The following is a 22,444-nucleotide window of genomic DNA, read 5'->3' on the forward strand; positions in this document are numbered from 1 at the left end:
ACCGCCGCCACCGCTGTTCTACGGACGCACAGGTCCCAGGGGGCGTCCGGCGGATCTGGGCTCCGATCCGCCCTAGTTCAGGCGGGCCCGCGCCGCCAGGGCCCGGCGCCGGATCGTGGTGGCCGCCTCCGGGTCCACCGCGTCCATCACCCGCGCGTACGCCTCCATCTCCACCGCGCCCGTCAGGAAGTCCCCGCGCCGCACGAGCAGCTCGGCGCGCTCGTAGCGCAGCCTCGCCGGGTGCGAGGGGAGGAGCAGGGCCAGCTCCACCGCCCACAGGGCGACGCCGGACCGCTCGGGGCGGGGGGCCGCCCAGGCGCGGATGTTGTTGAGGACGCGCAGCACGATCGCGCCGGGTTCGGCCGGCCGGAGCATCGAGCGGTCGAGCGCCTCGCCGGTCGCGCTCGTCACCAGGAGCTCGGCGTCCGTGCCCGTCATGGCGCGCCCGCCCGCGAACGGGTCCGCGAGGCACAGGTCGGCCGGGTCGCCGAAGCCGACGACGAAGTGGCCGGGCAGTCCCAGCCCGTACACGGGCGCCCCGGCCCGGCGGGCGACCTCCATCCAGACGACCGAGAGCAGGATCGGCAGCCCCCGGCGGCGCCGGAGCACCTCGTGGAGCAGCGAGGACTCCAGGCGCTGGTAGTCGGCGGGCACGCCCTCGAACCCCTCGCGGCGCCCGAGGAGCGCGGCGAGCGCGGCGGCCCAGTCGCCGGTGACGCGGGTCGCGTACGGGACGAGCCCGGCGAGCCGGTCGAGCTCGATCTCGGCCCCGTCGAGGTCGTGCCGGGTGACGGAGGGGTCGGCCACCGCCCCGATGAGCAGACAGAGCCGCGCGAGGTCGGGCCGCTCGGCCCGCGCCTCCTCCGCGAACTCCCGCCGCCAGTCGGGCGGTCCGGGGGGCTCGCCCTCCGGATCGCCGGCCGGATCGCCGTGGGGGTCTTCCTCCGTCACGCCTCCGCCCATCGGTAGTGGTGGTAGTGGTGGTGGGGCGCGAAGCCCATCCCGTCGTACAGCGCCCGCGCGCCGTCGTTGTCCGCCTCCACCTGGAGCCAGGCCGCCGACGCGCCCTCGTCGAGGGCCCGGCGGGCGAGCGCGGTCATCACGGACGTGGCCAGGCCCCGGCGCCGCAGCTCCGGGTCGACCTCGACGGCCATGAAGCCGGCCCAGCGCCCGTCGACGACGCAGCGGCCGATGGCCGCCGGTACCCCGTCCCTGCCCGCCACGGTCGCGAACCACACGCTCGGGCCGGAGGCGAGGACCGTCCGCACCGCCGGACCCGGTTCTCCCGAGCGCTGGTAGCGGCGCAGCCACGCCTCCTCGACGGAGCGGGAGAGGCGGACGGCGGAGACGTCGGCGTCCAGGTCCCCGATCGGGGCGAGCGCCCCGATCCGCACCTCGGCGGACACCTCGCGCCGCCAGCCGAGCCGTTCGAGCTCGGCGCAGAGCAGCTCCTGGGTGCCCTCGGCGCCGGTCGCGGCCTGGACGTACGGGGGCAGCTTCCGGTCCGCGTACCACTCCCGTACGTACGTCAGCGCCTCGGCGACCGGGAGGCCCGGATCACCCAGGGGGAGCACGGAGTTGGCCCGCCGGGTGAATCCCACCCGTCGCCCGACCACCGCCCCTCCAGGACGCCCTTCGGGCGGCACCTCCTGGAACGAGGCCCGCAGCGTCCAGCCCCCCAGCGCCTCGCTCTCGACCGGCTCCCACGCGCGCGCGGTGGCCCGCGCCAGCTCCGCGAAGGTGGCCGACGGACCCCGCCGGCGGGCCGGGGCGGCGGGCACGACCTTCCCCGCGACCAGGGAGGATTCCGCGATCCGGACGGCCTCGCCGCTCCTTCGTGTGATCAGCAGCACGCCCTCGTCCCATGATGTGAGAACTCCGACCGTGTCGGTGAACATGCCGCCCGCCTCGCCCGAGTCGGTCACGCACCGAACGGAGACACGTTTTCCCACGTCAGCGCTGGTGACACGGATCTCAAGGCGTCCACCGCCGGTGAATTCCACTGCTTCTCCACCCCTCCTGTTCGGATCGCCCCCGAGAACGGAGATACTAGGTGCGGGCATCGACGACGCCGCGCTCCCGCGCAGACCAGCCCTATCGAGGAGGAACGACAGCGTGACCTACGTCATCGCGCAGCCTTGTGTCGACGTCAAGGACAAGGCGTGCATCGAGGAGTGCCCCGTCGACTGCATCTACGAGGGCAAGCGGTCCTTGTACATCCACCCGGACGAATGCGTCGACTGCGGGGCCTGTGAGCCGGTCTGCCCGGTCGAGGCGATCTTCTACGAGGACGACACCCCGGAGGAGTGGAAGGACTACTACAAGGCGAACGTCGAGTTCTTCGACGAGCTCGGTTCGCCCGGTGGTGCCTCCAAGCTCGGCGAGATCGAGCGCGACCACCCCTTCGTCGCCGCCCTGCCGCCGCAGAACGGCTGATCCACCGCATCCGGTCCCGTACGGCGTCGAACGCCGTGCGGGGCCGACGCGTTTCCCGAGACCGCCAGACCGCCAGACCGTACGGGTCCGCACGGGTCCGTACGAGGAAGTGAGCCACCCCGTGAGCGCAGTCTCCTCGCGCCTCCCCGTCTTCCCGTGGGACAAGCTGGAGCCGTACAAGAAGACGGCCCTGGCGCACCCGGACGGGATCGTGGACCTGTCCGTCGGCACGCCCGTCGACCCGGTTCCCGCGCTGATCCAGGAGGCCCTGGTGGCGGCGGCGGACTCGCCGGGCTATCCGACGGTGTGGGGGACGCCGGCGCTGCGGGACGCGCTCACCGGCTGGTGCGAGCGGCGCCTCGGCGCGGTCGGCTTCGCCCACGAGAACGTGCTCCCGGTGGTCGGCTCCAAGGAGCTGGTGGCCTGGCTGCCGACGCAGCTCGGGCTCGGCCCCGGGGACGCGGTCGCCTACCCGCGGCTCGCGTACCCGACGTACGAGGTCGGCGCGCGGCTCTGCGGCGCGACGCCCGTGGTGTACGACGACCCGGTCGCCGACCTCGACCCGGCCGCGGTCCGGCTGCTCTGGCTCAACTCCCCGTCCAACCCGACCGGGAAGGTCCTCCCGAAGGAGGAGCTGACCCGGATCGTGGCCTGGGCGCGCGAGCACGGCGTGCTGGTCTTCTCGGACGAGTGCTACCTGGAGCTGGGCTGGGAGGCCGACCCGGTCTCCGTGCTGCACCCGGACGTCAACGGCGGTTCGTACGAGGGGATCGTCGCCGTCCACTCGCTCTCCAAGCGCTCCAACCTGGCCGGTTACCGGGCGGCGTTCGTCGCGGGCGACCCGGCCGTGCTCGGCGAGCTGCTCCTGATCCGCAAGCACGGCGGCATGATGACCGCGGCCCCGGTGCAGGCGGCGACGGTCGCGGCGCTCGGCGACGACGCGCACGTGGCCGAGCAGCGCGGGCGGTACGCGGCCCGGCGGGCGGCGCTGCGGGCGGCCCTGGAGGCGCACGGCTTCCGGATCGAGCACAGCGAGGCGAGCCTGTACCTGTGGGCGACCCGGGACGAGCCGTGCTGGGAGACCGTGGCGTACCTGGCGGAGAGGGGCGTCCTGGTGGCGCCCGGCGACTTCTACGGCGAGGCCGGGGAGCGGTTCGTGCGGGTGGCGTTCACGGCGACGGACGAGCGGGTCGAGGCGGCCGTCAAGCGTCTGGGCTGACCCCCGGGCGCAGGCGGGGACCCGACCGACGGGGAAGGCCCGGCGCACACGGAAGGGCCCGGGGAGCGCGATGCTCCCCGGGCCCTTCCGGCGTTCCGCGCGGAGGTCAGCCGCCCAGGGGCAGGCCGCCCAGCATCTGGCCGGTCGGCAGGCCGCCGAGGCCGCCGCCCAGGGCGCCGCCGGTCGGGCCCTCGGCGCTCTCGGCGGCCGCGCCGGCGGTCTTGCCGACGACCTGGCCTGCGGTGGTGCCGGCGGCGTCGCCGGCGACCTTCTGGGCGACCGGGGCGGCGGCCTCGCCGGCCTGGCCGACGACGCCGGCGGTGGACCGCGAGGCGCCGTCGACGGTGTCGCCCGTGTCGGAGACGTCCAGGGCGGACAGGCCGCCCAGGGCGCCGGTCGGCGTGAGGCCGTGGTCGAGGGCGCTCGCGGAGCCGGCCGCACCGACCACGGGGGCTGCTCCGGCCGCGACGATGAGGGCGGCGCGGGCGATCCGGCGGGTCAGGGGGAGGGACATGGTGCTCCTTCGGCGAGGTGCGACGTGTGCGTTCTGACGCAGTGACAACCGGCTCCGGGGCGGGAGAGGTTGCGGCGGTCGAAGGTAAAGAATTGGCAATGCGTCGTATTGTCGGGCGGGGAGGAAAATGGACGAACGCGTCATTGCGCGGGTGCCTGCCGAACCGTCACTTCCCTTGCCTCGCAAGCGAATTGGGGGTCGGTCGCACCACCCGGGAAAACCGCTCCCGAGGCACCTCGAATTCACCGCGTCCCGAACCCGCGCCGTGCCACCGGCGGGTGAGGGAGGGAACGGGCGTGCGGGGCGTTCCGGCTACCGCGCCAGCCGGATGCGGACGGATCCGCCGCCCGCCGCCGGACCGTCCGAGGGCTTCGACCAGCCCCCCAGGGCCTCGCCCGCGCGCCAGACGCGGTCCCGGTAGGAGACCTCCGTGATCCGCAGCGACCCCGCCCGGGCCACCGCCCACTGCGCCAGCTCCCAGCCGCGCCGCTCGTCCGCGCCGGCCCCGGCGCCCGCCACCGGCCGCACCGGCACCACGAGGACCGGCGGCTCCGCCGCCGACCGGCCCGCGCTCGGGCCGCCGGTCACCGCCGTCGGGGCCGCCTTCTGGCCGAAGGCCCGTATCAGCTCCGTGCGCACCCGCTGCGGATCGCCCGGCCGGCCCTCCTCCGGGTTCGCCGTGCAGGAGAGCCCGGCCGGCGTCCGGCCCGTCAGGGCGGCGGCGAGCAGCGCGGCGTCCGGCTCGTGCTTCGCGTACGCCTGCGGGAAGCCGCTCTTCTGCACCTTCTGCGCCGCCACCGTCAGCGGCAGCCGCGAGTACCCCGGGACCTTCTCCAGGCCCGCGTAGAACTTCCCCGCCGAGTAGACCGGGTCCATGATCTGCTCCGGCGTCCCCCAGCCCATCGACGGACGCTGCTGGAAGAGGCCGAGCGAGTCCCGGTCGCCGTGGTCGATGTTCCGCAGCGCCGACTCCTGGAGCGCCGTCGCGAGCGCGATCGTCACCGCCCGCTCCGGCAGCCCCCGGGTGGTGCCCACGGCCGAGACCGTCGCCGCGTTGGACGCCTGCTCCGGAGTGAACTCGTAGCGGTGGTCGCCGCTGCCCACGCTGCACCGCGGGGTGCCCTTGCTGCCCGTCATCTGGTGGAGGCCGACGTACGACGCAAGGCCGAGGAGCGCGGCGAGGGCGGCCGCGGAACGGGCGAGGCGGCCGCGGCGGGCGGGGCGGATGGGCTCGGACACGGGGCCCACCGTACTGGAGGCCGGGTTAGGGTCGGCATATGGCTGACATCACCCCGCCCGACGCCCCCCTCGACCTGTCGCTGGACGGGGCCGCCCTCACCGCCGCCCTCGTCGACCGCCCGTCCGTCAGCGGGACCGAGCGGCCCCTCGTGGACGCGATCGAGCGGGCCCTGCGCGCCCTGCCGCACCTCACCGTCGACCGGTACGGCAACAACGTCGTCGCCCGCACGACGCTCGGCCGCGGCGAGCGGGTCGTCCTCGCCGGCCACGTCGACACCGTGCCGATCGCGGACAACGTGCCCTCCCGGCTCGACGAGGACGGCGTCCTGTGGGGCTGCGGCACCTCCGACATGAAGTCCGGCGTCGCCGTCCAGCTCCGGATCGCCGCCACCGTCCCCGAGCCCAACCGCGACCTCACCTTCGTCTTCTACGACAACGAGGAGGTCGCCGCCGACCTCAACGGCCTCGGGAAGATCGCCGCCGCGCACCCCGAGTGGCTGGAGGGCGACTTCGCGGTCCTCCTCGAACCCTCCGACGGCCAGGTCGAGGGCGGCTGCCAGGGCACCCTGCGCGTCGTCCTGCACACCGCCGGCGAGCGCGCCCACTCCGCCCGCTCCTGGATGGGCTCCAACGCCGTCCACGCCGCCGCCCCGATCCTCGCCCGCCTCGCCGCGTACGAGCCGCGCAAGCCGGTCATCGACGGCCTGGAGTACCACGAGGGCCTCAACGCCGTCGCGATCGAGGGCGGCGTCGCCACCAACGTCATCCCCGACGCCTGCACCGTCACCGTGAACTACCGGTACGCCCCCGACCGCTCCCCGGCCGAGGCCCTGGCCCACGTCCGCGAGGTCTTCGCCGACTGCGACATCGCCGACCTCGTCGTCGACGACGAGAGCCCCGGCGCCCTGCCCGGCCTCTCCCACCCCGCCGCGGAGGCCTTCATGAAGGCCGTCGGCGGCAGCGCGCACCCCAAGTTCGGCTGGACCGACGTCTCCCGCTTCAGCGCCCTGGGCGTCCCCGCCGTCAACTACGGACCGGGCGATCCGATGTACGCGCACAAGCGCGACGAGCACGTCGTCGTCGAGCGGATCCACCACTGCGAGGCACGGCTCCGCGACTGGCTGACTGCCTGACTTCCGTAATTTCGCGTTTCGTCACCTGTGTCGTCCTACCCTGACCGGACCAGAAGATCAGTTGGCGGTCCACGGCGGACCGCCGATCGGCGGAGGGAGCAGGCCATGGGCATTCCCGAGGGAGTGGCGAAGCCCGAGGAGCAGCGGCTGGGGCCGGTGCTCAGGCGCAGGGACCAGGTCCAGCCGGGCACGACGGACCAGCGGCTGCTCGACACCGAGGGCGACTCGGAGTGGGTGCACACCGACCCCTGGCGGGTCATGCGCATCCAGTCCGAGTTCGTCGAGGGCTTCGGGGCCCTCGCCGAACTGCCGAGCGCGATCAGCGTCTTCGGCTCGGCCCGCACGAAGCCGGACTCGCCCGAGTACGAGGCGGGCGTACGGATCGGCCGGGCGCTCGTCGAGGCCGGCTTCGCGGTCATCACGGGCGGCGGCCCCGGCGCCATGGAGGCGGCCAACAAGGGGGCCAGGGAGGCCGACGGCGTCTCGGTCGGCCTCGGCATCGAGCTTCCCTTCGAGCAGGGGCTCAACCCGCACGTCGACATCGGCGTGAACTTCCGGTACTTCTTCGTCCGCAAGACGATGTTCGTGAAGTACGCGCAGGGCTTCGTCGTCCTGCCCGGCGGCCTCGGCACCCTGGACGAGCTCTTCGAGGCGCTCACCCTGGTGCAGACCCGCAAGGTCACCCGCTTCCCGATCGTCCTCTTCGGGACGGAGTACTGGAAGGGCCTCGTCGACTGGCTGCGCGACTCGGTCGTCGCGGGCGGCAAGGCCGCGGAGCAGGACCTGCTGCTCTTCCACGTCACGGACGACGTGGAGGAGGCGGTGGCGCTGGTGAGCAAGGAGACCGGCAAGTAGGACCGGTCCGCTTCCGGGGGGCGCCGCACCGCGGCGCCCCCCTTCGCCGTCCTACGCCAGTCCGCGCCGCGCCACGGCCGGCGGCCGGTGGCCCGCGATGGACGCCACCATGTCCAGGACCTGCTTCGTCTCCGCGACCTCGTGCACCCGGTACACCCGCGCCCCCAGCCACGCGGACACCGCCGTCGTCGCCAGGGTGCCGAGCAGCCGCTCCTGCACCGGGCGGTCGAGGGTCTCGCCCACGAAGTCCTTGTTCGACAGGGACACCAGCACCGGCCAGCCCGTCTCCGCCATCTCACCGAGCCGCCGGGTCGCCTCCAGGCTGTGCCGGGTGTTCTTCCCGAAGTCGTGCCCGGGGTCGATCATGATCCCGTCCCGGCGCACCCCCAGCGCCGCCGCCCGCTCCGCGAGGCCCACGGTCACCCGCAGGACGTCGGCCATCACGTCCTCGTACGCGACCCGGTGCGGCCGGGTCCGCGGCTCCGCGCCGCCCGCGTGCGTGCAGACGAGCCCCGCCCCGTACTTCGCCGCCACCTCCGCGAGCCGGGGATCGACCCCGCCCCACGCGTCGTTCAGCACGTCCGCGCCGGCCTCGCAGACCGCCTCGCCGACGTCCGCCCGCCAGGTGTCCACGCTGATCACCACGTCCGGGTGGCGCCTGCGGACCTCGGCGACGAAGCCGACCGTGCGCCGCGCCTCCTCCTCGGCCGTCACCTCCTCGCCGGGGCCCGCCTTCACCCCGCCGATGTCGACGATCGCCGCCCCCTCGGCCACGGCCCGCTCGACCCGGGCGAGCGCCGGCTCGTCCAGGAAGGTCGCGCCCCGGTCGTAGAAGGAGTCCGGGGTCCGGTTCACGATGGCCATGACCACCGGTTCGTGCGGCCCGAATTCACGCCGTCCCAAGCGCAGCATCCCTTTTGTCCTCCCTCGCGTCCGTTCGCCTGCGACCCTAACCGTCGGTGACGCATGGCACGATCGGCACCGGACGGTTTCCACTCCGGGGAGAGGCGCGCAGTGTTCTGGTTTCTGCTCATCACGATGGTCGTGGTCGTGGCCGCGGTGACCCTGGCCGTGGTCGGCGGCGGCGACAGCGAGGTGCTGCCCGAGGTGGCGCCCGAGCAGCTCGTCGACCCCCTGCCGCTCGCCCGGCCGGTCGACCGCGCCGACGTCGAGGCGCTCCGCCTCCCCGTCGCCGCCCGGGGCTACCGGATGGCGGACGTGGACGACGTCCTGGTCCGCCTCGGCGCCGAACTCGCCGAGCGGGACGCCCGGATCGCGGAACTGGAGGAGGCGCTGGCGGGCCCGGACGGCGGCTCCGGCGGTGGCCCCGGCTCCGACTTCGGCACCGGCACCGGTTCCGGCGGCGCGGAGGGCGAGCGCCCGTGACGGCCGCCGGCGCGCTCACCGGACCGGACGGCCTCGCGCGCTGCCCGTGGGGCCTGTCGGCCGAGGACTACGTGGCGTACCACGACGAGGAGTGGGGCCGCCCGGTCCGCGGCGACGACGCCCTCTTCGAGCGGCTCTCCCTGGAGGCCTTCCAGTCGGGCCTGTCCTGGATCACGATCCTGCGCCGCCGCGAGGGCTTCCGGCGTGCCTTCGCGGACTTCGGCATCGCCGCCGTCGCCGCCTTCGGCGAAGCGGACCGCGAGCGGCTCCTCCTGGACGCGGGCATCATCCGCAACCGGGCCAAGATCGACGCCACCCTCGCCAACGCGAAGCTGCTCGCCGGCTGGGAGCCGGGCGAGCTCGACGCCCTGATCTGGTCCCACGCACCCGACCCGGAGAACCGCCCGGCCCCGCGCACGCTCGCCGACGTCCCGGCGGTCACCGACGAGTCCACGGCCCTCTCCAAGGCCCTCAAGAAGCGCGGCGTCCGCTTCGTCGGCCCCACCACGGCCTACGCCCTGATGCAGGCCTGCGGCCTGGTCGACGACCACCTCGCGGACTGCGCGGCCCGGGGCGGCGCCCTCGCCGCCGCCCCGGAGGACGCTTCCTAGCGCCCCAGGTACCGCGGCTTCTCCTTGGCGATGAAGGCGCGGACCGCGATGGTGTGGTCCTCCGACGCGCCCGCCAGGGTCTGGAGCTCCTCCTCCTTGTCCAGGGCCTCGGAGAGCGAGTGGTCGGCGCCGTACGCCAGGGACTCCTTCAGGGCCGCGTACGCCACCGTCGGGCCGTCCGCGAGGGCGCGGGCCACCTTCGCGGCCTCGGCGGCGAGGTCGGCGGCCGGGACCAGCCGGTTCGCGATGCCGAGCTCGTACGCCTCCTGGGCGCCGATCGAGCGCGGGAAGAGCAGCAGGTCGGAGGCGCGGCTCGCGCCGATCAGGCGCGGCAGCGTCCAGGACACGCCCGAGTCGGCGGTGAGCGCCACGCCCGCGAAGGAGGTGTTGAAGGAGGCCGTCTCCGCGACCACCCGGTAGTCCGCCGCGAGCGCGAAGCCGAAGCCGGCCCCCGCCGCGACGCCGTTCACGCCCGCCACCACCGGCTTCCGCATGCCGGCGATCGCCCGGACGATCGGGTTGTAGTGGTCGCGGACCGTGTTCATGGTCTCGCGCGTGCCGGACTCCTGGTCCGCCAGGAGCAGTCCGACGTGCTCCTTCAGGTCCTGCCCGACACAGAACGCCCGGTCCCCGGCCGCCGTGAGCAGCACCGCCCGTACGGCGGGGTCCGACGCGGCCGTCTCCGCCGCGTCCCGGAGGGCGACCTTCGTCGCGACGTTCATCGCGTTCATGGCCTCGGGCCGGTTGAGCGTGATGGTCGCGAGCCCGTCGCTCACCTCGTACAGCACCGTGTCCGCCATGGGTTTCCTCCGCCTCGTCGCGTGGTTGACCAGCACAGCATGGCGGAGATCGACACCGCCGCACATGTGAGCTGCGTCAAAGAACCGGGGCGGCCGGGCGGACGCCGGGCGGCGAAGTATCGCAGGCCGAGCGCCGAAATGTGGGGTTATGAGAGAGCGCGTTGCGCAAGCGATGCCATTCGATGTTGGTCATCGGGTCCTGCCATGCGGGATAATGACCTGGAAGCAATGTGTTCGAAGCCGGTCACGCGTGCTCCACACCAAGGAGCTGCCCGGTTGTCGATGGGCTGGTTTCAGGAAGGGGAACAAGCATGGCGGCCATGAAGCCGCGGACGGGTGACGGCCCGCTCGAGGTGACCAAGGAGGGGCGGGGCATCGTCATGCGCGTTCCGCTCGAAGGCGGCGGTCGGCTCGTCGTCGAGCTGACCCCCGACGAGGCCGAGGCGCTGGGCGACGCCCTCAAGAAGGTCGTGGGCTGACCCTCTCTCCCCGATTTCCACCGCTGCCCCGGTACGGCCCGCCGTACCGGGGCAGCGGTGTCTCCGGAGGGCGTACGGCTCCGGAGCGCGCCCGGTCGGCGGACGCGTACGGCTCCGGAGCGCGCCCGGTCGGCGGACGCGTACGGCTCCGAGAGGTGCCGGCCGGTGGACGCGTACGGGGCTCTCAGGGGCGCCGGTCAGCCGCGGCGCACCGCGCACAGCAGGCCGTCGCCCACCGGCAGCAGCGAGGGCACCAGGTCCTGGCTCTCCCGCACCGCCCGCAGCAGCTCGCGGACCCGCTGGACCTCCGCCGGCTGCGCCGACGAGTCGATCGTCCGCCCGTCCGCGAAGACGCCCTCGAAGCAGACCAGACCTCCAGGTCGCAGCAGGCGCAACGATTCAGCGAGGTAGTCGAGGTACTCAAGGCGGTCGCCGTCGCAGAACACGAGGTCGTACCCGCCGTCCGCGAGCCGGGGCAGCACGTCCAGGGCGCGGCCGGGGATGAACCGGGCCCGGTTGCCCGCGAAGCCCGCCGCCCGGAAGGCCGTCTTGGCGAGCTGCTGCCGCTCCGGCTGGAGGTCCACCGTCGTCAGGACCCCGTCCGGCCGCATCCCGAGCAGCAGGTAGATGCCCGACACGCCCGTACCGGTGCCGATTTCCGCCACCGCCTTGGCGTCCGCCGTCGCGGCGAGCAGGCGCAGCGCCCCGCCGGTGCCCGGCGACACCGGGGGGAGCCCTGCCTCGTGGGCCCGCTCACGGGCCCAGCGCAGTGCTTCGTCCTCGGCGACAAAGGCGTCGGCGAACGCCCAGCTCGTCTGCCGGTTGGCGGTAATGGCCCTCTCCTGTCCCCGTAGTTGACGCAACGGTGACTGTATCCGCTGCCGACGGGAACCCGCAGATGGGACCGGGCGTTCACCAGGGGAGGGACGCGACGGAGGCAGCCGGGCGAGCCGGTTCCAAATTCGCGTAAAGATTCTTATCCGGAACTAACGGGCGAGGTGGCTATGGTAGGGGCTCCACTGGACACCACCAGAGCCGACAGGGGAGGTGCGGCTGCGCCTGTGGACCGGAGGGGCGTGATCCGGCGCCTTCTCGGGTCGGCGGGTGAGCCGAAATCCGTGACCGACACCGCTGACCGTTCCCGCACCGCCGACTCCGCACCCACCACCGCGACCTTCGCATCGGACGCGGAATCGCAGGCGTGGACGCCTCCCACGTGGGAGGAGATCGTCAGCACGCACAGTGGCCGGGTCTACCGCCTCGCCTACCGCCTCACGGGCAACCAGCACGACGCCGAGGACCTGACCCAGGAGGTCTTCGTCCGCGTCTTCCGCTCGCTGTCGACGTACACCCCGGGCACCTTCGAGGGCTGGCTCCACCGCATCACCACCAACCTCTTCCTCGACATGGTCCGCCGCAAGCAGCGCATCCGCTTCGACGCGCTCGCCGACGACGCCGCCGAGCGGCTGCCCAGCCGCGAGCCCTCGCCGCAGCAGGCCTTCAACGACACCCACTTCGACGCCGACGTGCAGCAGGCCCTCGACACCCTCGCGCCCGAGTTCCGCGCGGCCGTCGTCCTCTGCGACATCGAGGGGCTGTCGTACGAGGAGATCGCCGCGACCCTCGGCGTGAAGCTCGGCACCGTCCGCAGCCGGATCCACCGCGGACGCTCCCACCTCCGCAAGGCGCTCAAGCACCGCTCGCCCGAGGCCCGGGCGGAGCGTGCGCTCGCCTCCGTCGGATGGGAGGCGGGCACAGCGTGAGCGGCACACTCCCCACGTCACCGACCCCCGCGGAGCACCACCTCGGGGACCGGCTCGCCGCGCTCGTCGACGGCGAGCTGGGCCACGACGCCCGCGAGCGGGTCCTCGCCCACCTCGCGACCTGCGCCCGCTGCAAGGCCGAGGCCGACGCGCAGCGCACCCTCAAGAGCGTCTTCGCCTCCGCCGCGCCCCCACCGCCCTCCGAGGGCTTCCTCGCACGGCTCCAGGGCCTTCCCGGAGGACCGGGCGACCCGTCGGGAGATCCCGGGGGCCCGGAAGGGTCCGGAGGCCTCGGGAGCCGGGGAGGGCCGAAGAGCCCTCTCGAAGAACTCCTGGGCACCCGCGGGGTGAAGTCGGACGGCTTCGCCACGGCGGCGGTCGTCACCCCGCACCCGGGACGGCCCGCCACGGGCTTCCGCATACACGAGGTCGGTGACCGTCCGGCGGGCTCCGGCGGACGCGGCCGGCGCTTCGCCTTCGCGGCGGCCAGCGCCGTCTCGTTCGCGGCCATCGCCCTCGGCGGCTCCCTGCCGCTGGACGCCTCGGTCAACGCCGGCGGGCGCGGCCAGGGCACGGGCAGCGCCGTCACCCCGCTCCGCACCACCGCCGCGGGCGGCGGCACCGGCACCGGTACGTCGCCGGGGCGCGGCACGCGCTCCGGCGAGCGCACGGGCGCGCAGGCCGTCGCCGCCGAACCGCTCTCCGCGGTCACCCCGGCGGCGGTTCCCCGGGGGCCGGTCGTGGCCGTGGTCCCGCTGATGGCGGGGCACTCCTTCGTCTCGCCCCGGGTCGCCGTGGGCCTCTCGTACCCGCCCTCCCGGTCCCTACTCCCCCTCTCGCCGTTCGTCCGGGCGGCGGGTCCGGCCCTCCCGCCGGCCTTCGGTCCCGGGCCCGGTCCGGGGCCGAGCCCGACGACCACGTCGCTCGGCTCCCCCCGTTGACCCGCGACCTGGTTGAATCCAGGGACAGTGGCGTCCGCCCCAGGGGCACGGACGGGTCAGCGGTTGCGGGGAGAGCATGAACAACGGGAAGCCGAACTGGTGGAGCCGTCCTTCGAGCACGCCGGAGGCTGCGCGGATACCCGCGCAGCCTCCGTCCGGTGACGGCGACGGCGACTTCCCCCTGCCCGCGCCGCGCCCGTCCACGGCCCCGGAACCGCCGACGACGGCCCCGGCCGACGCCGCCGCCCGACGGGACGAGGCCCCGGCCGCGGAGCCGCTGGACCAGGCACCGGCGGCGGAGCCGCAGGCCCCCGCACGGGCCGCCGAGCCCGCCGGGACCGACTCCCCGGGCGTCGAGCCCGCCGGAACCGCCGTCGACGGTTCCGAGCCCGCAGGGACCGGCCCCCGGGCCGCCGAGCCCGTCTCCGGCGCTTCCGGTCCCGCTGCCGACGGTTCCGGGCCCACCGGGCCCGCTCCCCAGGACTCCGCGCCCGCCGGGACCGGCACCCCGGAGCCCGCGCCCTCCGTCGTCCTGACCAAGGGCGAGCCCGGGGACCGGGAATCGGTCCCCGCGCAGGACCCGGCGCCCGCACCCGCCTCCGCGCCGCAGACGCAGGCGCAGCCCCTGCACACTCCCGACGAGTACCGGACGCCGCCCTACGGCGAGCCCGGGCCGTGGGCGCCCGCGCCGCCCGTGCAGCGGCCCCCGACCCCCGCGCCGCCCCACCCGCAGGGCGGCCCCGTGCCCCCCGTACCGCCGCAGCCGCACCCGCAGGGGCCCGCGCCCTGGGGCCAGTACGACCCCTGGGGCGTCGGCGGTCCCGCGCTGCCGGCCGCGCCCGCGAAGAGGTCCCGGAAGGGGCTCGCCGTCGCGGGGGCGCTGGTCTTCGCGCTGATCACCGGCGTCATCGGCGGCGGGATCGGCGCGTACGTCGAGCGGAACGGCGGGATCAGCACCGTCGAGCTGCCCCAGGCCGCCGCCGAGGACACCGGCCGCGCCCCCGACAGCGTGGCGGGGATCGCCGCCAGCGCCCTGCCCGGCGTGGTCACCCTGCACGTCAAGGGCGGCGGTTCGTCCGGTACCGGCACCGGCTTCGTGCTGGACACCAGGGGCCACATCCTCACCAACAACCACGTCGTGGACGGGGCCCGGTCCTCCGCCGACATCTCGGTGACCTTCTCCACCGGAGAGACCGCCCGCGCCAAGCTCGTCGGCAAGGACACCGGCTACGACCTGGCCGTCGTCCAGGTCACCGGCGTCTCGGGCCTCAAGCCCCTGCCGCTCGGCAACTCCGACAGCGTCCGCGTCGGCGACCCGGTCGTCGCCATCGGCGCCCCCTTCGACCTCTCCAACACCGTCACCTCCGGCATCATCAGCGCCAAGGAGCGCCCGATCACCGCCGGCGGCGAGAAGGGCGACGGCAGCGACATCAGCTACGTCGACGCGCTCCAGACCGACGCCCCCATCAACCCCGGCAACTCCGGCGGCCCCCTCCTCGACTCCAAGGCCCGGGTCATCGGCATCAACAGCGCGATCCGCGCGGCCGGCGGCTCCGGCGGCGACGGCGAGGGCGGCGGTACGAGCCAGCCCGGCTCCATCGGCCTCGGCTTCGCCATACCGATCAACCAGGGCAAGCGGGTCGCCGAGGAGCTCATCAAGACCGGCAAGGCCGCCCACCCGGTCATCGGGGTGAGCCTCGACATGCAGTACGACGGCGACGGCGCCCGCGTCGGCGAGAAGGGCAAGGACGGCACCGCCTCCGTCACGCCCGGCGGCCCGGCCGCCGAGGCGGGGCTCCGGCCCGGCGACGTCATCACCAAGGTCGACGGCCAGCGGGTGCACAACGGCGAGGAGCTCATCGTGAAGATCCGCGCCCACCGCCCCGGCGACCGTCTGGAGCTCACCCTGAACCGCGACGGCAAAGAGCTGACAAAGACGTTGACGCTCGGCTCCTCGCAGGGCACCTGAGCGCCATGCGGCGGACATCGCGAGGTACCCGCCCGGCTGTTTCGGCGGGTACCGTGGACCGGGCCCTGGACCGGCGTGAAGGAGCTACAAGGTGTTCAGCGACATAGGCGCTCTCGAGCTGGTGACGCTCGTGGTCCTCGCCGTGCTCGTCTTCGGGCCGGACAAGCTCCCGAAGGTGATCCAGGACGTCTCGCGCTTCGTCCGGAAGATCCGCGAGTTCTCCGACAGCGCGAAGAACGACATCCGCAGCGAGCTGGGCCCGGAGTTCAAGGACTTCGAGTTCGAGGACCTCAACCCCAAGACGTTCCTCCGCAAGCAGCTGGAGGGCAACGAGGACCTCCGGGAGCTCGACGAGTTGCGCAGCACCTTCGACCTCAAGAGGGAGATGAACGAGGTCGCCGACGCGGTGCACGGCCGCGAGACCCTGCCCGCCGTCAACGGCTCGGCGACCACCGGGGCCTCGGCCGACGGCTCCCCGACGGGCACCTCTGACCTCCTCAAGAAGCGGGACGAGCCGGACGCCGGCGGGCGCCCCCCGTACGACTCCGACGCGACCTGACGACGGGCTGTCACCGATCCGGCGCGTCCCGGTGGCTATCCTCGCTCTGTTGACGGAACGAGGAGGCGGCCGAGATGGAGACCACGAGCCGGGTGGAGGGCACACCCGTGGCCCGGCGGACCGACGAGGGCTTCCTGCGGGCGCCCTTCGCCTGGTACGGCCTCGACGAGGCCTTCACCGGGCCGCGTCGGCTGATGCAGGTCGGCACGGCGGCGGACGGCAGCGTGCAGCACGGATCGATCGGGCACGGTGACGCGCCGTCGATAAAGTCCGACGCGAGCGGTGCGGAGAAGGAGCGTTTCACCGTCGTCGTGACGGTCGCGGCGAGCCCCGTACGGCGGACCGGCGACGGGACGGGCGTCCTCGACGCCACCACCGTCTCCTCCGCCGCCTGGCTGGCCGGCTCAGGACTGCTCGTCCACACCTGGCCTGCCTCGCTCGACCACATGACGCGCGACAACTGGCTGGACCAGCAGACCGAGACGGCCTTCGAGCTCGCCGACGACCTCGACGGGCCCGCCTGGACGACGCTCTCGCTGCCGGTGGACGGGGTGCCGGTGCCGTTCCACTACCGCGAGACCGAGTTCGGCTGGGTCCTGGCCGGTTCGGCGGCGGGCGTGCACCTGGGGGCGTACGGGCGGGGGATGAGCGCGTACGGGCTCGGGTTCTCGCAGATCAAGGACTTCGACGCGTACGCGTAGGAGCGAGAACGCCGAAGGGGCGCCCCCGCACGGGGGCGCCCCTTCGGCGTGCGCCGTGACTCAGAACTTGTTCCGCGGCGTGATGCCCAGGCTCATGCCCGACAGGCCGCGCTGACGGCCGCCCAGCTTGCCCGCGATGGCGCGGAGCGCCGCGCCGGCGGGGGAGTCCGGGTCGGACAGGACGACCGGCCTGCCGTCGTCGCCGCCCTCGCGCAGCCGCAGGTCGATCGGAATCGAGCCGAGGACCGGGACCGTCGCGCCGGTGGTCTGCGTCAGGCCGTCCGCGACCTTCTGGCCGCCGCCGGTGCCGAACACGTCCACCATCTCGTCGCAGTGCGGACACGGCAGGCCCGCCATGTTCTCCACGACGCCGACGATCTTCTGGTGGGTCTGGACGGCGATCGAGCCGGCCCGCTCGGCGACCTCGGCCGCCGCCTGCTGCGGGGTCGTGACGACCAGGATCTCCGCGTTCGGCACGAGCTGCGCGATCGAGATCGCGATGTCGCCGGTGCCCGGGGGCAGGTCGAGGAGGAGGACGTCCAGGTCGCCCCAGTACACGTCCGCGAGGAACTGCTGGAGCGCACGGTGCAGCATCGGGCCGCGCCACACGACCGGCGCGTTGCCCGGGGTGAACATGCCGATGGAGATGACCTTCACGCCGTTCGCCGACGGCGGCATGATCATGTTCTCGACCTGGGTCGGAAGGCCGTCCGCGCCCAGCATCCGGGGCACGCTGTGGCCGTAGATGTCGGCGTCGACGACGCCGACCTTGAGGCCGTCCGCGGCCATCGCCGCGGCCAGGTTCACGGTGACGGAGGACTTGCCGACGCCACCCTTGCCGGAGGCGACCGCGTAGACCCGGGTCAGCGAGCCGGGCTTGGCGAACGGCACCTCGCGCTCGGCGGTCGTGCCGCGCAGCGCGGCCGCCAGCTCCTTGCGCTGCTCGTCGCTCATCACGTCCAGCGAGACGTCGACGGCGGTGACGCCCTCGACCCGGGAGACGGCCTCGGTCACCCGCTGGGTGATGGTGTCGCGCATCGGGCAGCCGGAGACCGTCAGGTAGACCGTGACGGCGACCCTGCCGTCCGGTTCGATCTCCACCGACTTGACCATGCCGAGCTCAGTGATCGGCTTGTTGATCTCAGGGTCGTTCACCGTCGCCAGTGCCGCGAGCACCGCGTCTTCCGTAGCCATACCGACGATGGTACGGCGCGGAGCACCGGCCCATGAAAGGCTGTCAACGGTCGGGTACGTCACTTCCCCGGGTGTCGCCGGACGGGAATAGATCCCGGCGCTCCTCCATCTCCTTGAGGAGGTCCTGGAGCTCGGAGCGGATCCAGTCGCGCGTGGCGACCTCGCCCAGACCCATCCGCAGCGCCGCGATCTCCCGCGTCAGGTACTCGGTGTCCGCGATCGACCGCTCGTTCTGCTTCCGGTCCTGTTCGAGGTTGACCCGGTCCCGGTCGTCCTGCCGGTTCTGGGCGAGCAGGATCAGCGGCGCCGCGTACGAGGCCTGGAGGGACAGGGCGAGCGTCAGGAAGATGAACGGGTACTCGTCGAACTTCAGCGGTCCCGGCGCGAAGATGTTCCACAGCACCCAGACGACGATCGTCAGCGTCATCCAGACCAGGAACCTCCCGGTCCCCAGGAAGCGGGCGATCCGCTCCGACATCCGCCCGAAGGCCTCGGGGTCGTACTCCGGCAGCAGTCTGGCCCGCCGCTCCCTCGGCAGGTCGAGCCGGATCCGGGGCACGGCCCGCTCCCGCTCGCGCTCCCGGTCCTGCGTGCGTTCAGCGGCCATGCCCCGCCCCCTCCTCCTCGTGGAACTCGGTCTCGCGCCAGTCGTCCGGCAGCAGGTGGTCCAGCACGTCGTCGACGGTCACCGCGCCGAGCAGGGAGCCGCTCTCGTCCACGACGGGCGCGGCCACCATGTTGTACGCGGCGAGGTAGCTGGTGACGGCCGGCAGCGGGGTGTCCGGGCCGAGCGGCGGCAGGTCGCTGTCCACGATCGAGCTGACCAGCGTGAACGGCGGGTCCCGCAGGAGCCGCTGGAAGTGCACCGTGCCCAGGTACTTCCCGGTCGGCGTCTCGTCCGGCGGCCGGCAGACGTACACCTGCGCGGCCAGCGCCGGGGACAGGTCCTGCTGGCGGACCCGGGCGAGCGCGTCCGCGACGGTCGCGTCCGGCCGCAGCACGATCGGCTCCGTCGTCATCAGACCGCCCGCCGTGCGCTCCTCGTACGCCAGGAGGCGGCGCACGTCCGCCGCGTCGTCCGGCTGCATCAGGGTCAGCAGCCGCTCCTGGTCCTCCTCGGGCAGCTCGGACAGCAGGTCGGCCGCGTCGTCCGGGTCCATCGCCTCCAGGACGTCGGCCGCGCGCTCCTCCTTCAGCTTGCCGAGGATCTCGATCTGGTCGTCCTCGGGGAGCTCTTCGAGGACGTCCGCGAGCCGGTCGTCGTCGAGGGCCGCGGCCACCTCGGCGCGCCGCTTGGGGGAGAGGTGGTGCAGGGCGTTGGCCAGATCGGCCGGGCGCAGCTTCTCGAAGGTGGCGAGCAGGCTCTCGGCGCCCTGGCCGTGCTCCTCCAGGGAGAAGCCGGTGACGGCCGACCACTCGACGGTCAGCGTCTCGCCCTTGCGGCGCAGCGCCCCGCCCTTGCCCTTGCGGACGAAGACCTTGTCGATCTCCCATTCGCGGCGGGCGGGCAGCTGCTGGATGGCGATGTCGAGGACGGTGACCTCCTCGCCCTCCCGCCCGTCGCCCTCCACGAGCCGCACCCGCCGGTCGAGGAGCTCGCCGAGGACGAGCCGCTCGGTGGGGCGCTGCTCGAAGCGGCGCATGTTGACCACGCCGGTGGTGATGACCTGCCCGGACTCGACGCCGGTGATCCGGGTCATGGGCACGAAGACCCGGCGGCGGCTGAGCACCTCCACGACCATGCCGAGCAGACGCGGCGGGCGGCGGCCGACCCGGAGCATGGCCACCAGGTCGCTGACCCGGCCGACCTGGTCGCCGACGGGGTCGAAGACGGGGACCCCCGCCAGGTGGGAGACGAAGATCCGGGGGGCGCCTGCCGCCATGCCACGCGCCTCCTGGGTGTCGCACGATTCGAGTCCTCGCGGCGCCCCGCCGGTGATCGCGGAGCGCTACCGGTTCAGGCTAGCCCGTGCCGGTACGCGCCGCCCCGGCAGTGCCTCCGTACGGCTGCCTGCGGGGGCCGCCGGCCGGCCCGGGTACGCTGCGGTCTGCTGTTACCCCGGTACCGGAGCCGGAACCCCCGGTACCGGTACGGACACCGGACCCTGCCCCTCCGCCCGGCCGGGGCCCGGCGCCCGTACGCCCGCACGATCACGAGAGGCAGCGCAGATGACCGTCCGCACCCCGGCATCGCGTATCCGCGGGGCCGTCGTGCCCCTGGCGCTCTGCGCCGGACTGACGGTGGGGCTCACGGCCTGCGCCGCCGACCCGGACGAGGGGACCAACGGGGTCGGGAGGCTCGCCGCCCCCGAGATCGAGCGCGAGGCGCGGACGGTGGCGGACGGGGCGAAGGCGGTGCGCCTGGCCGGCACCCTGGTCAGCAAGGGCGGCGCGGTCAAGCTGAACATGCGCCTCAAGCAGGACGGCGCCACCGGCTCGGTGACGACGAAGAACAGCACCTTCGAGCTGATGCGGGTCGGGGACGCGCTCTACCTGAAGGCCGACGTCGGCTTCTGGTCCCACGACAAGGACGGGGCCGAGCCGACGAAGGAGGACGTCGAGGCCGCCGAGAAGCTCGACGGCAAGTACGTGAAGGTGCCGCAGGACGACCCCTCGTACAGGCAGCTCCGCGGCTTCACCGACATGAAGCCGCTGCTCGACGGCCTCATCGGGCTGCACGGCGAGAAGGTCAAGGGCGACCGCACGCGGATCGGCGCGGTCCGCACGATCAAGGTCAAGGGCGGCGCGGACGGCGAGGGCGGCGTCCTCGACGTGTCCCTGGACGGCTCCCCGTACCCCGTGCAGTTCGCGCGCGGCGGCGGCGGGGGCGTCGTGATGCTCTCCGACTGGAACAAGGACTTCCCGCTCGCCGAGCCCACGAAGGACGAGATCGTGGACTACGGGAAGCAGCTGCCCCGCACCTGAGGGGCGGCCGGCCCCTCAGCGGCGCTTGCGGCGCTTCAGGAGCAGGCGCGGGAGCGCGGCCGGCGCGGGACGGCGGGTCGTGGCCGCCGTGGGCAGCGGTACGGCCGCCAGGGAGCCGTCCGGCAGTCGGGCGGCGACCTCGCGCGGGTCGAGCCGCACCACCCGGCACTCGCGCGCCCAGCGGTCCGGCATCGCCTCGCCGTCGGGCGCGTTGAGCCGCTTGCCCTTCAGCTCCGCGACGGCCGCGTCCCACTCCTCCGTACCGGCGGCGAGTTCGCGCACGGCGGCCGTCCAGGCGACGATCCGGCCGCCCTTGTCCTTGCTGCGCACGGTCACCTCGGCCGTCCCGCCGTCCACCAGGCCCGGCAGCGGCTGCTCGCCGGGGCCGTCGCCGACGACGAACGCGGCGCCGTCGTGCCAGACGTGCCAGAGCGCGCGGGCGGGCCCGGTGCCGCGCACCCACACCAGGCCGGACTTCTTGGTGGCCTCCTCGACGAGGGCGGGCCCGAGCGACTGATCGGTCATGGCCGCAGCCTATCGATCCGGACGGGCCCTACAGCCAGCCGTTGCGCTTGAGGGTGCGGTGGATGGTGAGGCAGACCACGACGATGCCGGTGAGCACCATCGGATAGCCGTACCTCCAGTGCAGCTCCGGCATGTGGTCGAAGTTCATGCCGTACACCCCGCAGACCGCCGTGGGGACGGCGACGATCGCCGCCCACGAGGTGATCTTGCGCATGTCCTCGTTCTGCGCGACGGTCGCCTGCGCCAGGTTGGCCTGGAGGATCGAGTTGAGCAGCTCGTCGAAGCCGACGACCTGCTCCTGGACGCGGGCGAGGTGGTCCGCGACGTCCCGGAAGTACTTCTGGATGTCCGGGTCCACCAGCCGCATCGGCCGCTCGCTGAGCAGCTGCATCGGGCGGAGCAGCGGCGAGACGGCCCGCTTGAACTCCAGGACCTCGCGCTTGAGCTGGTAGATCCGGCCCGTGTCCGTACCGCGCGTGGAGCCCTTCGCGGCCGGCGAGAAGACGTCGATCTCCAGCTGGTCGATGTCCAGCTCGACGGCGTCGGCGACCGCGATGTAGCCGTCGACGACGTGGTCCGCGATGGCGTGCAGGACGGCCGAGGGGCCCTTGGAGAGGAGCTCGGGCTCGCCCTGGAGGCGGTGGCGGAGGTTGCGCAGGGAGCCCTGGCCGCCGTGCCGGACGGTGATGACGAAGTCGGGGCCGGTGAAGCACATGACCTCGCCGGTCTCGACGACCTCGCTGGTCGCGGTGAGCTCGGTGTGCTCGACGTAGTGGATCGTCTTGAAGACGGTGAAGAGGGTGTCGTCGTACCGCTCCAGCTTGGGCCGCTGGTGGGCGTGGACGGCGTCCTCGACGGCGAGCGGGTGCAGCCCGAACTCGGCGGCGATACCGGCGAATTCGGCCTCGGTCGGCTCGTGCAGACCGATCCAGGCGAAGCCGCCCTTGTCCCGCACGCGCCGCATCGCGCCGCGCGGGGTGAGGCACTCGTCGTCCTCGACCCGGCGCCCGTCGCGGTAGACGGCGCAGTCGACGACGGCGGTGGACGCCGAGTGGTCGCGGGTGGGGTCGTACGCGGTGTACGTGGTGGGGGTCTTGCGCAGGGGGTGCCGCAGGCTCGGACGGACGGCGGCGCGCAGGTCACGGATCATCGACATGGGCATGCTCCTTCACGGAGAGGCCGTCGGCGAGCGTGG

Annotated in this window: 25 protein-coding genes; 13 read left to right on the forward strand and 12 right to left on the reverse strand. The window is 73.6% G+C overall.

Annotated features, from left to right (window positions below):
• Positions 1–72 precede the first annotated feature (72 nt).
• Together AB0398_RS02165 and AB0398_RS02170 are read right to left on the reverse strand one after the other, a co-directional pair.
• On the reverse strand, positions 73–951 hold the full coding sequence (locus tag AB0398_RS02165) for a transglutaminase-like domain-containing protein (RefSeq protein ID WP_366371617.1): 879 nt from the start codon (positions 949–951) through the stop codon (positions 73–75).
• Positions 948–2,003 (reverse strand): GNAT family N-acetyltransferase, encoded by a 1,056-nt coding sequence (locus tag AB0398_RS02170; protein ID WP_366371619.1) that lies wholly within the window; start codon positions 2,001–2,003, stop codon positions 948–950. Before AB0398_RS02170 ends, AB0398_RS02165 begins: the two co-directional genes overlap by 4 nt.
• A 112-nt stretch (positions 2,004–2,115) precedes the next feature.
• Here AB0398_RS02170 and fdxA point away from each other — a divergent pair, with 112 nt between their 5' ends.
• Positions 2,116–2,436, forward strand: coding sequence for a ferredoxin (gene fdxA, locus AB0398_RS02175; protein WP_053640884.1), 321 nt, complete (start codon positions 2,116–2,118; stop codon positions 2,434–2,436).
• Positions 2,437–2,557: 121 nt separating this feature from the next.
• On the forward strand, positions 2,558–3,655 hold the full coding sequence (gene dapC, locus AB0398_RS02180) for a succinyldiaminopimelate transaminase (protein WP_366371621.1): 1,098 nt from the start codon (positions 2,558–2,560) through the stop codon (positions 3,653–3,655).
• Positions 3,656–3,761: 106 nt separating this feature from the next.
• Here the strand turns inward: dapC and AB0398_RS02185 are convergent, their stop codons facing one another.
• The gene (locus AB0398_RS02185) at positions 3,762–4,169 is read right to left on the reverse strand and encodes an ATP-binding protein (protein ID WP_366371622.1); all 408 of its coding nucleotides are present in this window, start codon (positions 4,167–4,169) and stop codon (positions 3,762–3,764) included.
• Between the two features lie 312 nt (positions 4,170–4,481).
• The gene (locus AB0398_RS02190) at positions 4,482–5,417 is read right to left on the reverse strand and encodes a hypothetical protein (RefSeq protein WP_366371624.1); all 936 of its coding nucleotides are present in this window, start codon (positions 5,415–5,417) and stop codon (positions 4,482–4,484) included.
• Between the two features lie 29 nt (positions 5,418–5,446).
• Here AB0398_RS02190 and dapE point away from each other — a divergent pair, with 29 nt between their 5' ends.
• Both dapE and AB0398_RS02200 read left to right on the forward strand, forming a co-directional pair.
• Entirely contained in the window at positions 5,447–6,541 is a 1,095-nt protein-coding gene (dapE, locus tag AB0398_RS02195; RefSeq protein ID WP_366371626.1) for a succinyl-diaminopimelate desuccinylase, read from the forward strand.
• Positions 6,542–6,646: 105 nt separating this feature from the next.
• Positions 6,647–7,396: a TIGR00730 family Rossman fold protein gene (locus AB0398_RS02200; RefSeq protein ID WP_366371628.1), complete on the forward strand. Its 750-nt coding sequence runs from the start codon at positions 6,647–6,649 to the stop codon at positions 7,394–7,396.
• A 51-nt stretch (positions 7,397–7,447) separates the two neighbouring features.
• Here AB0398_RS02200 and folP read toward each other — a convergent pair whose 3' ends face one another.
• Positions 7,448–8,308 (reverse strand): dihydropteroate synthase, encoded by an 861-nt coding sequence (gene folP, locus AB0398_RS02205; RefSeq protein WP_366371630.1) that lies wholly within the window; start codon positions 8,306–8,308, stop codon positions 7,448–7,450.
• A gap of 54 nt (positions 8,309–8,362) precedes the next feature.
• Between folP and AB0398_RS02210 the strand changes: the two genes are divergently transcribed.
• Together AB0398_RS02210 and AB0398_RS02215 are read left to right on the forward strand one after the other, a co-directional pair.
• Positions 8,363–8,782, forward strand: coding sequence for a hypothetical protein (locus AB0398_RS02210; protein WP_366371632.1), 420 nt, complete (start codon positions 8,363–8,365; stop codon positions 8,780–8,782).
• Positions 8,779–9,393, forward strand: a complete 615-nt coding sequence (locus AB0398_RS02215; RefSeq protein WP_366371634.1) for a DNA-3-methyladenine glycosylase I — start codon at positions 8,779–8,781, stop codon at positions 9,391–9,393. Before AB0398_RS02210 ends, AB0398_RS02215 begins: the two co-directional genes overlap by 4 nt.
• Here the strand turns inward: AB0398_RS02215 and AB0398_RS02220 are convergent.
• Complete coding sequence (locus AB0398_RS02220) at positions 9,390–10,193, reverse strand: enoyl-CoA hydratase-related protein (protein ID WP_366371636.1); 804 nt, start codon at positions 10,191–10,193, stop codon at positions 9,390–9,392. The genes AB0398_RS02215 and AB0398_RS02220 overlap by 4 nt on opposite strands.
• A 311-nt stretch (positions 10,194–10,504) precedes the next feature.
• Here AB0398_RS02220 and AB0398_RS02225 point away from each other — a divergent pair, with 311 nt between their 5' ends.
• A complete protein-coding gene (locus tag AB0398_RS02225; protein WP_009997451.1) occupies positions 10,505–10,672 on the forward strand; it encodes a DUF3117 domain-containing protein in 168 nt (55 codons plus the stop codon).
• Positions 10,673–10,869: 197 nt separating this feature from the next.
• Here AB0398_RS02225 and AB0398_RS02230 read toward each other — a convergent pair whose 3' ends face one another.
• On the reverse strand, positions 10,870–11,535 hold the full coding sequence (locus AB0398_RS02230; RefSeq protein ID WP_366371638.1) for an O-methyltransferase: 666 nt from the start codon (positions 11,533–11,535) through the stop codon (positions 10,870–10,872).
• Between the two features lie 141 nt (positions 11,536–11,676).
• On the opposite strand from AB0398_RS02230, the gene sigE reads away from it, so the two are divergent.
• The 5 genes from sigE (at position 11,677) to AB0398_RS02255 (ending at position 16,605) form a co-directional block, all read left to right on the forward strand.
• Complete coding sequence (gene sigE, locus AB0398_RS02235; RefSeq protein ID WP_366371640.1) at positions 11,677–12,435, forward strand: RNA polymerase sigma factor SigE; 759 nt, start codon at positions 11,677–11,679, stop codon at positions 12,433–12,435.
• Positions 12,432–13,376: an anti-sigma factor gene (locus tag AB0398_RS02240; protein ID WP_366371642.1), complete on the forward strand. Its 945-nt coding sequence runs from the start codon at positions 12,432–12,434 to the stop codon at positions 13,374–13,376. Before sigE ends, AB0398_RS02240 begins: the two co-directional genes overlap by 4 nt.
• Before the next feature lie 76 nt (positions 13,377–13,452).
• A complete protein-coding gene (locus tag AB0398_RS02245; RefSeq protein ID WP_366371644.1) occupies positions 13,453–15,345 on the forward strand; it encodes a trypsin-like peptidase domain-containing protein in 1,893 nt (630 codons plus the stop codon).
• Between the two features lie 91 nt (positions 15,346–15,436).
• Positions 15,437–15,904: a sec-independent translocase gene (locus AB0398_RS02250; protein WP_366371646.1), complete on the forward strand. Its 468-nt coding sequence runs from the start codon at positions 15,437–15,439 to the stop codon at positions 15,902–15,904.
• 74 nt (positions 15,905–15,978) lie between these two features.
• Positions 15,979–16,605, forward strand: coding sequence for a hypothetical protein (locus tag AB0398_RS02255; RefSeq protein ID WP_366371648.1), 627 nt, complete (start codon positions 15,979–15,981; stop codon positions 16,603–16,605).
• 60 nt (positions 16,606–16,665) lie between these two features.
• Here AB0398_RS02255 and AB0398_RS02260 read toward each other — a convergent pair whose 3' ends face one another.
• The 3 genes from AB0398_RS02260 to AB0398_RS02270 are packed head-to-tail and all read right to left on the reverse strand — an operon-like array spanning position 16,666 to position 19,682.
• Complete coding sequence (locus AB0398_RS02260) at positions 16,666–17,799, reverse strand: Mrp/NBP35 family ATP-binding protein (RefSeq protein WP_366371649.1); 1,134 nt, start codon at positions 17,797–17,799, stop codon at positions 16,666–16,668.
• A gap of 43 nt (positions 17,800–17,842) precedes the next feature.
• Complete coding sequence (locus tag AB0398_RS02265) at positions 17,843–18,406, reverse strand: DUF1003 domain-containing protein (protein ID WP_366371651.1); 564 nt, start codon at positions 18,404–18,406, stop codon at positions 17,843–17,845.
• Entirely contained in the window at positions 18,396–19,682 is a 1,287-nt protein-coding gene (locus AB0398_RS02270; RefSeq protein ID WP_366371653.1) for a CBS domain-containing protein, read from the reverse strand. Before AB0398_RS02270 ends, AB0398_RS02265 begins: the two co-directional genes overlap by 11 nt.
• 286 nt (positions 19,683–19,968) lie before the next feature.
• Between AB0398_RS02270 and AB0398_RS02275 the strand changes: the two genes are divergently transcribed.
• Positions 19,969–20,724 (forward strand): hypothetical protein, encoded by a 756-nt coding sequence (locus AB0398_RS02275; RefSeq protein ID WP_366371655.1) that lies wholly within the window; start codon positions 19,969–19,971, stop codon positions 20,722–20,724.
• Between the two features lie 15 nt (positions 20,725–20,739).
• On the opposite strand, the gene AB0398_RS02280 is transcribed toward AB0398_RS02275, so the two are convergent.
• Both AB0398_RS02280 and AB0398_RS02285 read right to left on the reverse strand, forming a co-directional pair.
• Complete coding sequence (locus AB0398_RS02280; RefSeq protein ID WP_366371656.1) at positions 20,740–21,249, reverse strand: hypothetical protein; 510 nt, start codon at positions 21,247–21,249, stop codon at positions 20,740–20,742.
• 28 nt (positions 21,250–21,277) lie between these two features.
• Positions 21,278–22,405, reverse strand: a complete 1,128-nt coding sequence (locus tag AB0398_RS02285) for a magnesium and cobalt transport protein CorA (RefSeq protein ID WP_366371657.1) — start codon at positions 22,403–22,405, stop codon at positions 21,278–21,280.
• Between the last annotated feature and the right edge of the window lie 39 nt (positions 22,406–22,444).

Source organism: Streptomyces sp. NPDC086147 (assembly GCF_040702165.1).
Classification (GTDB): Bacteria; Actinomycetota; Actinomycetes; order Streptomycetales; family Streptomycetaceae; genus Streptomyces.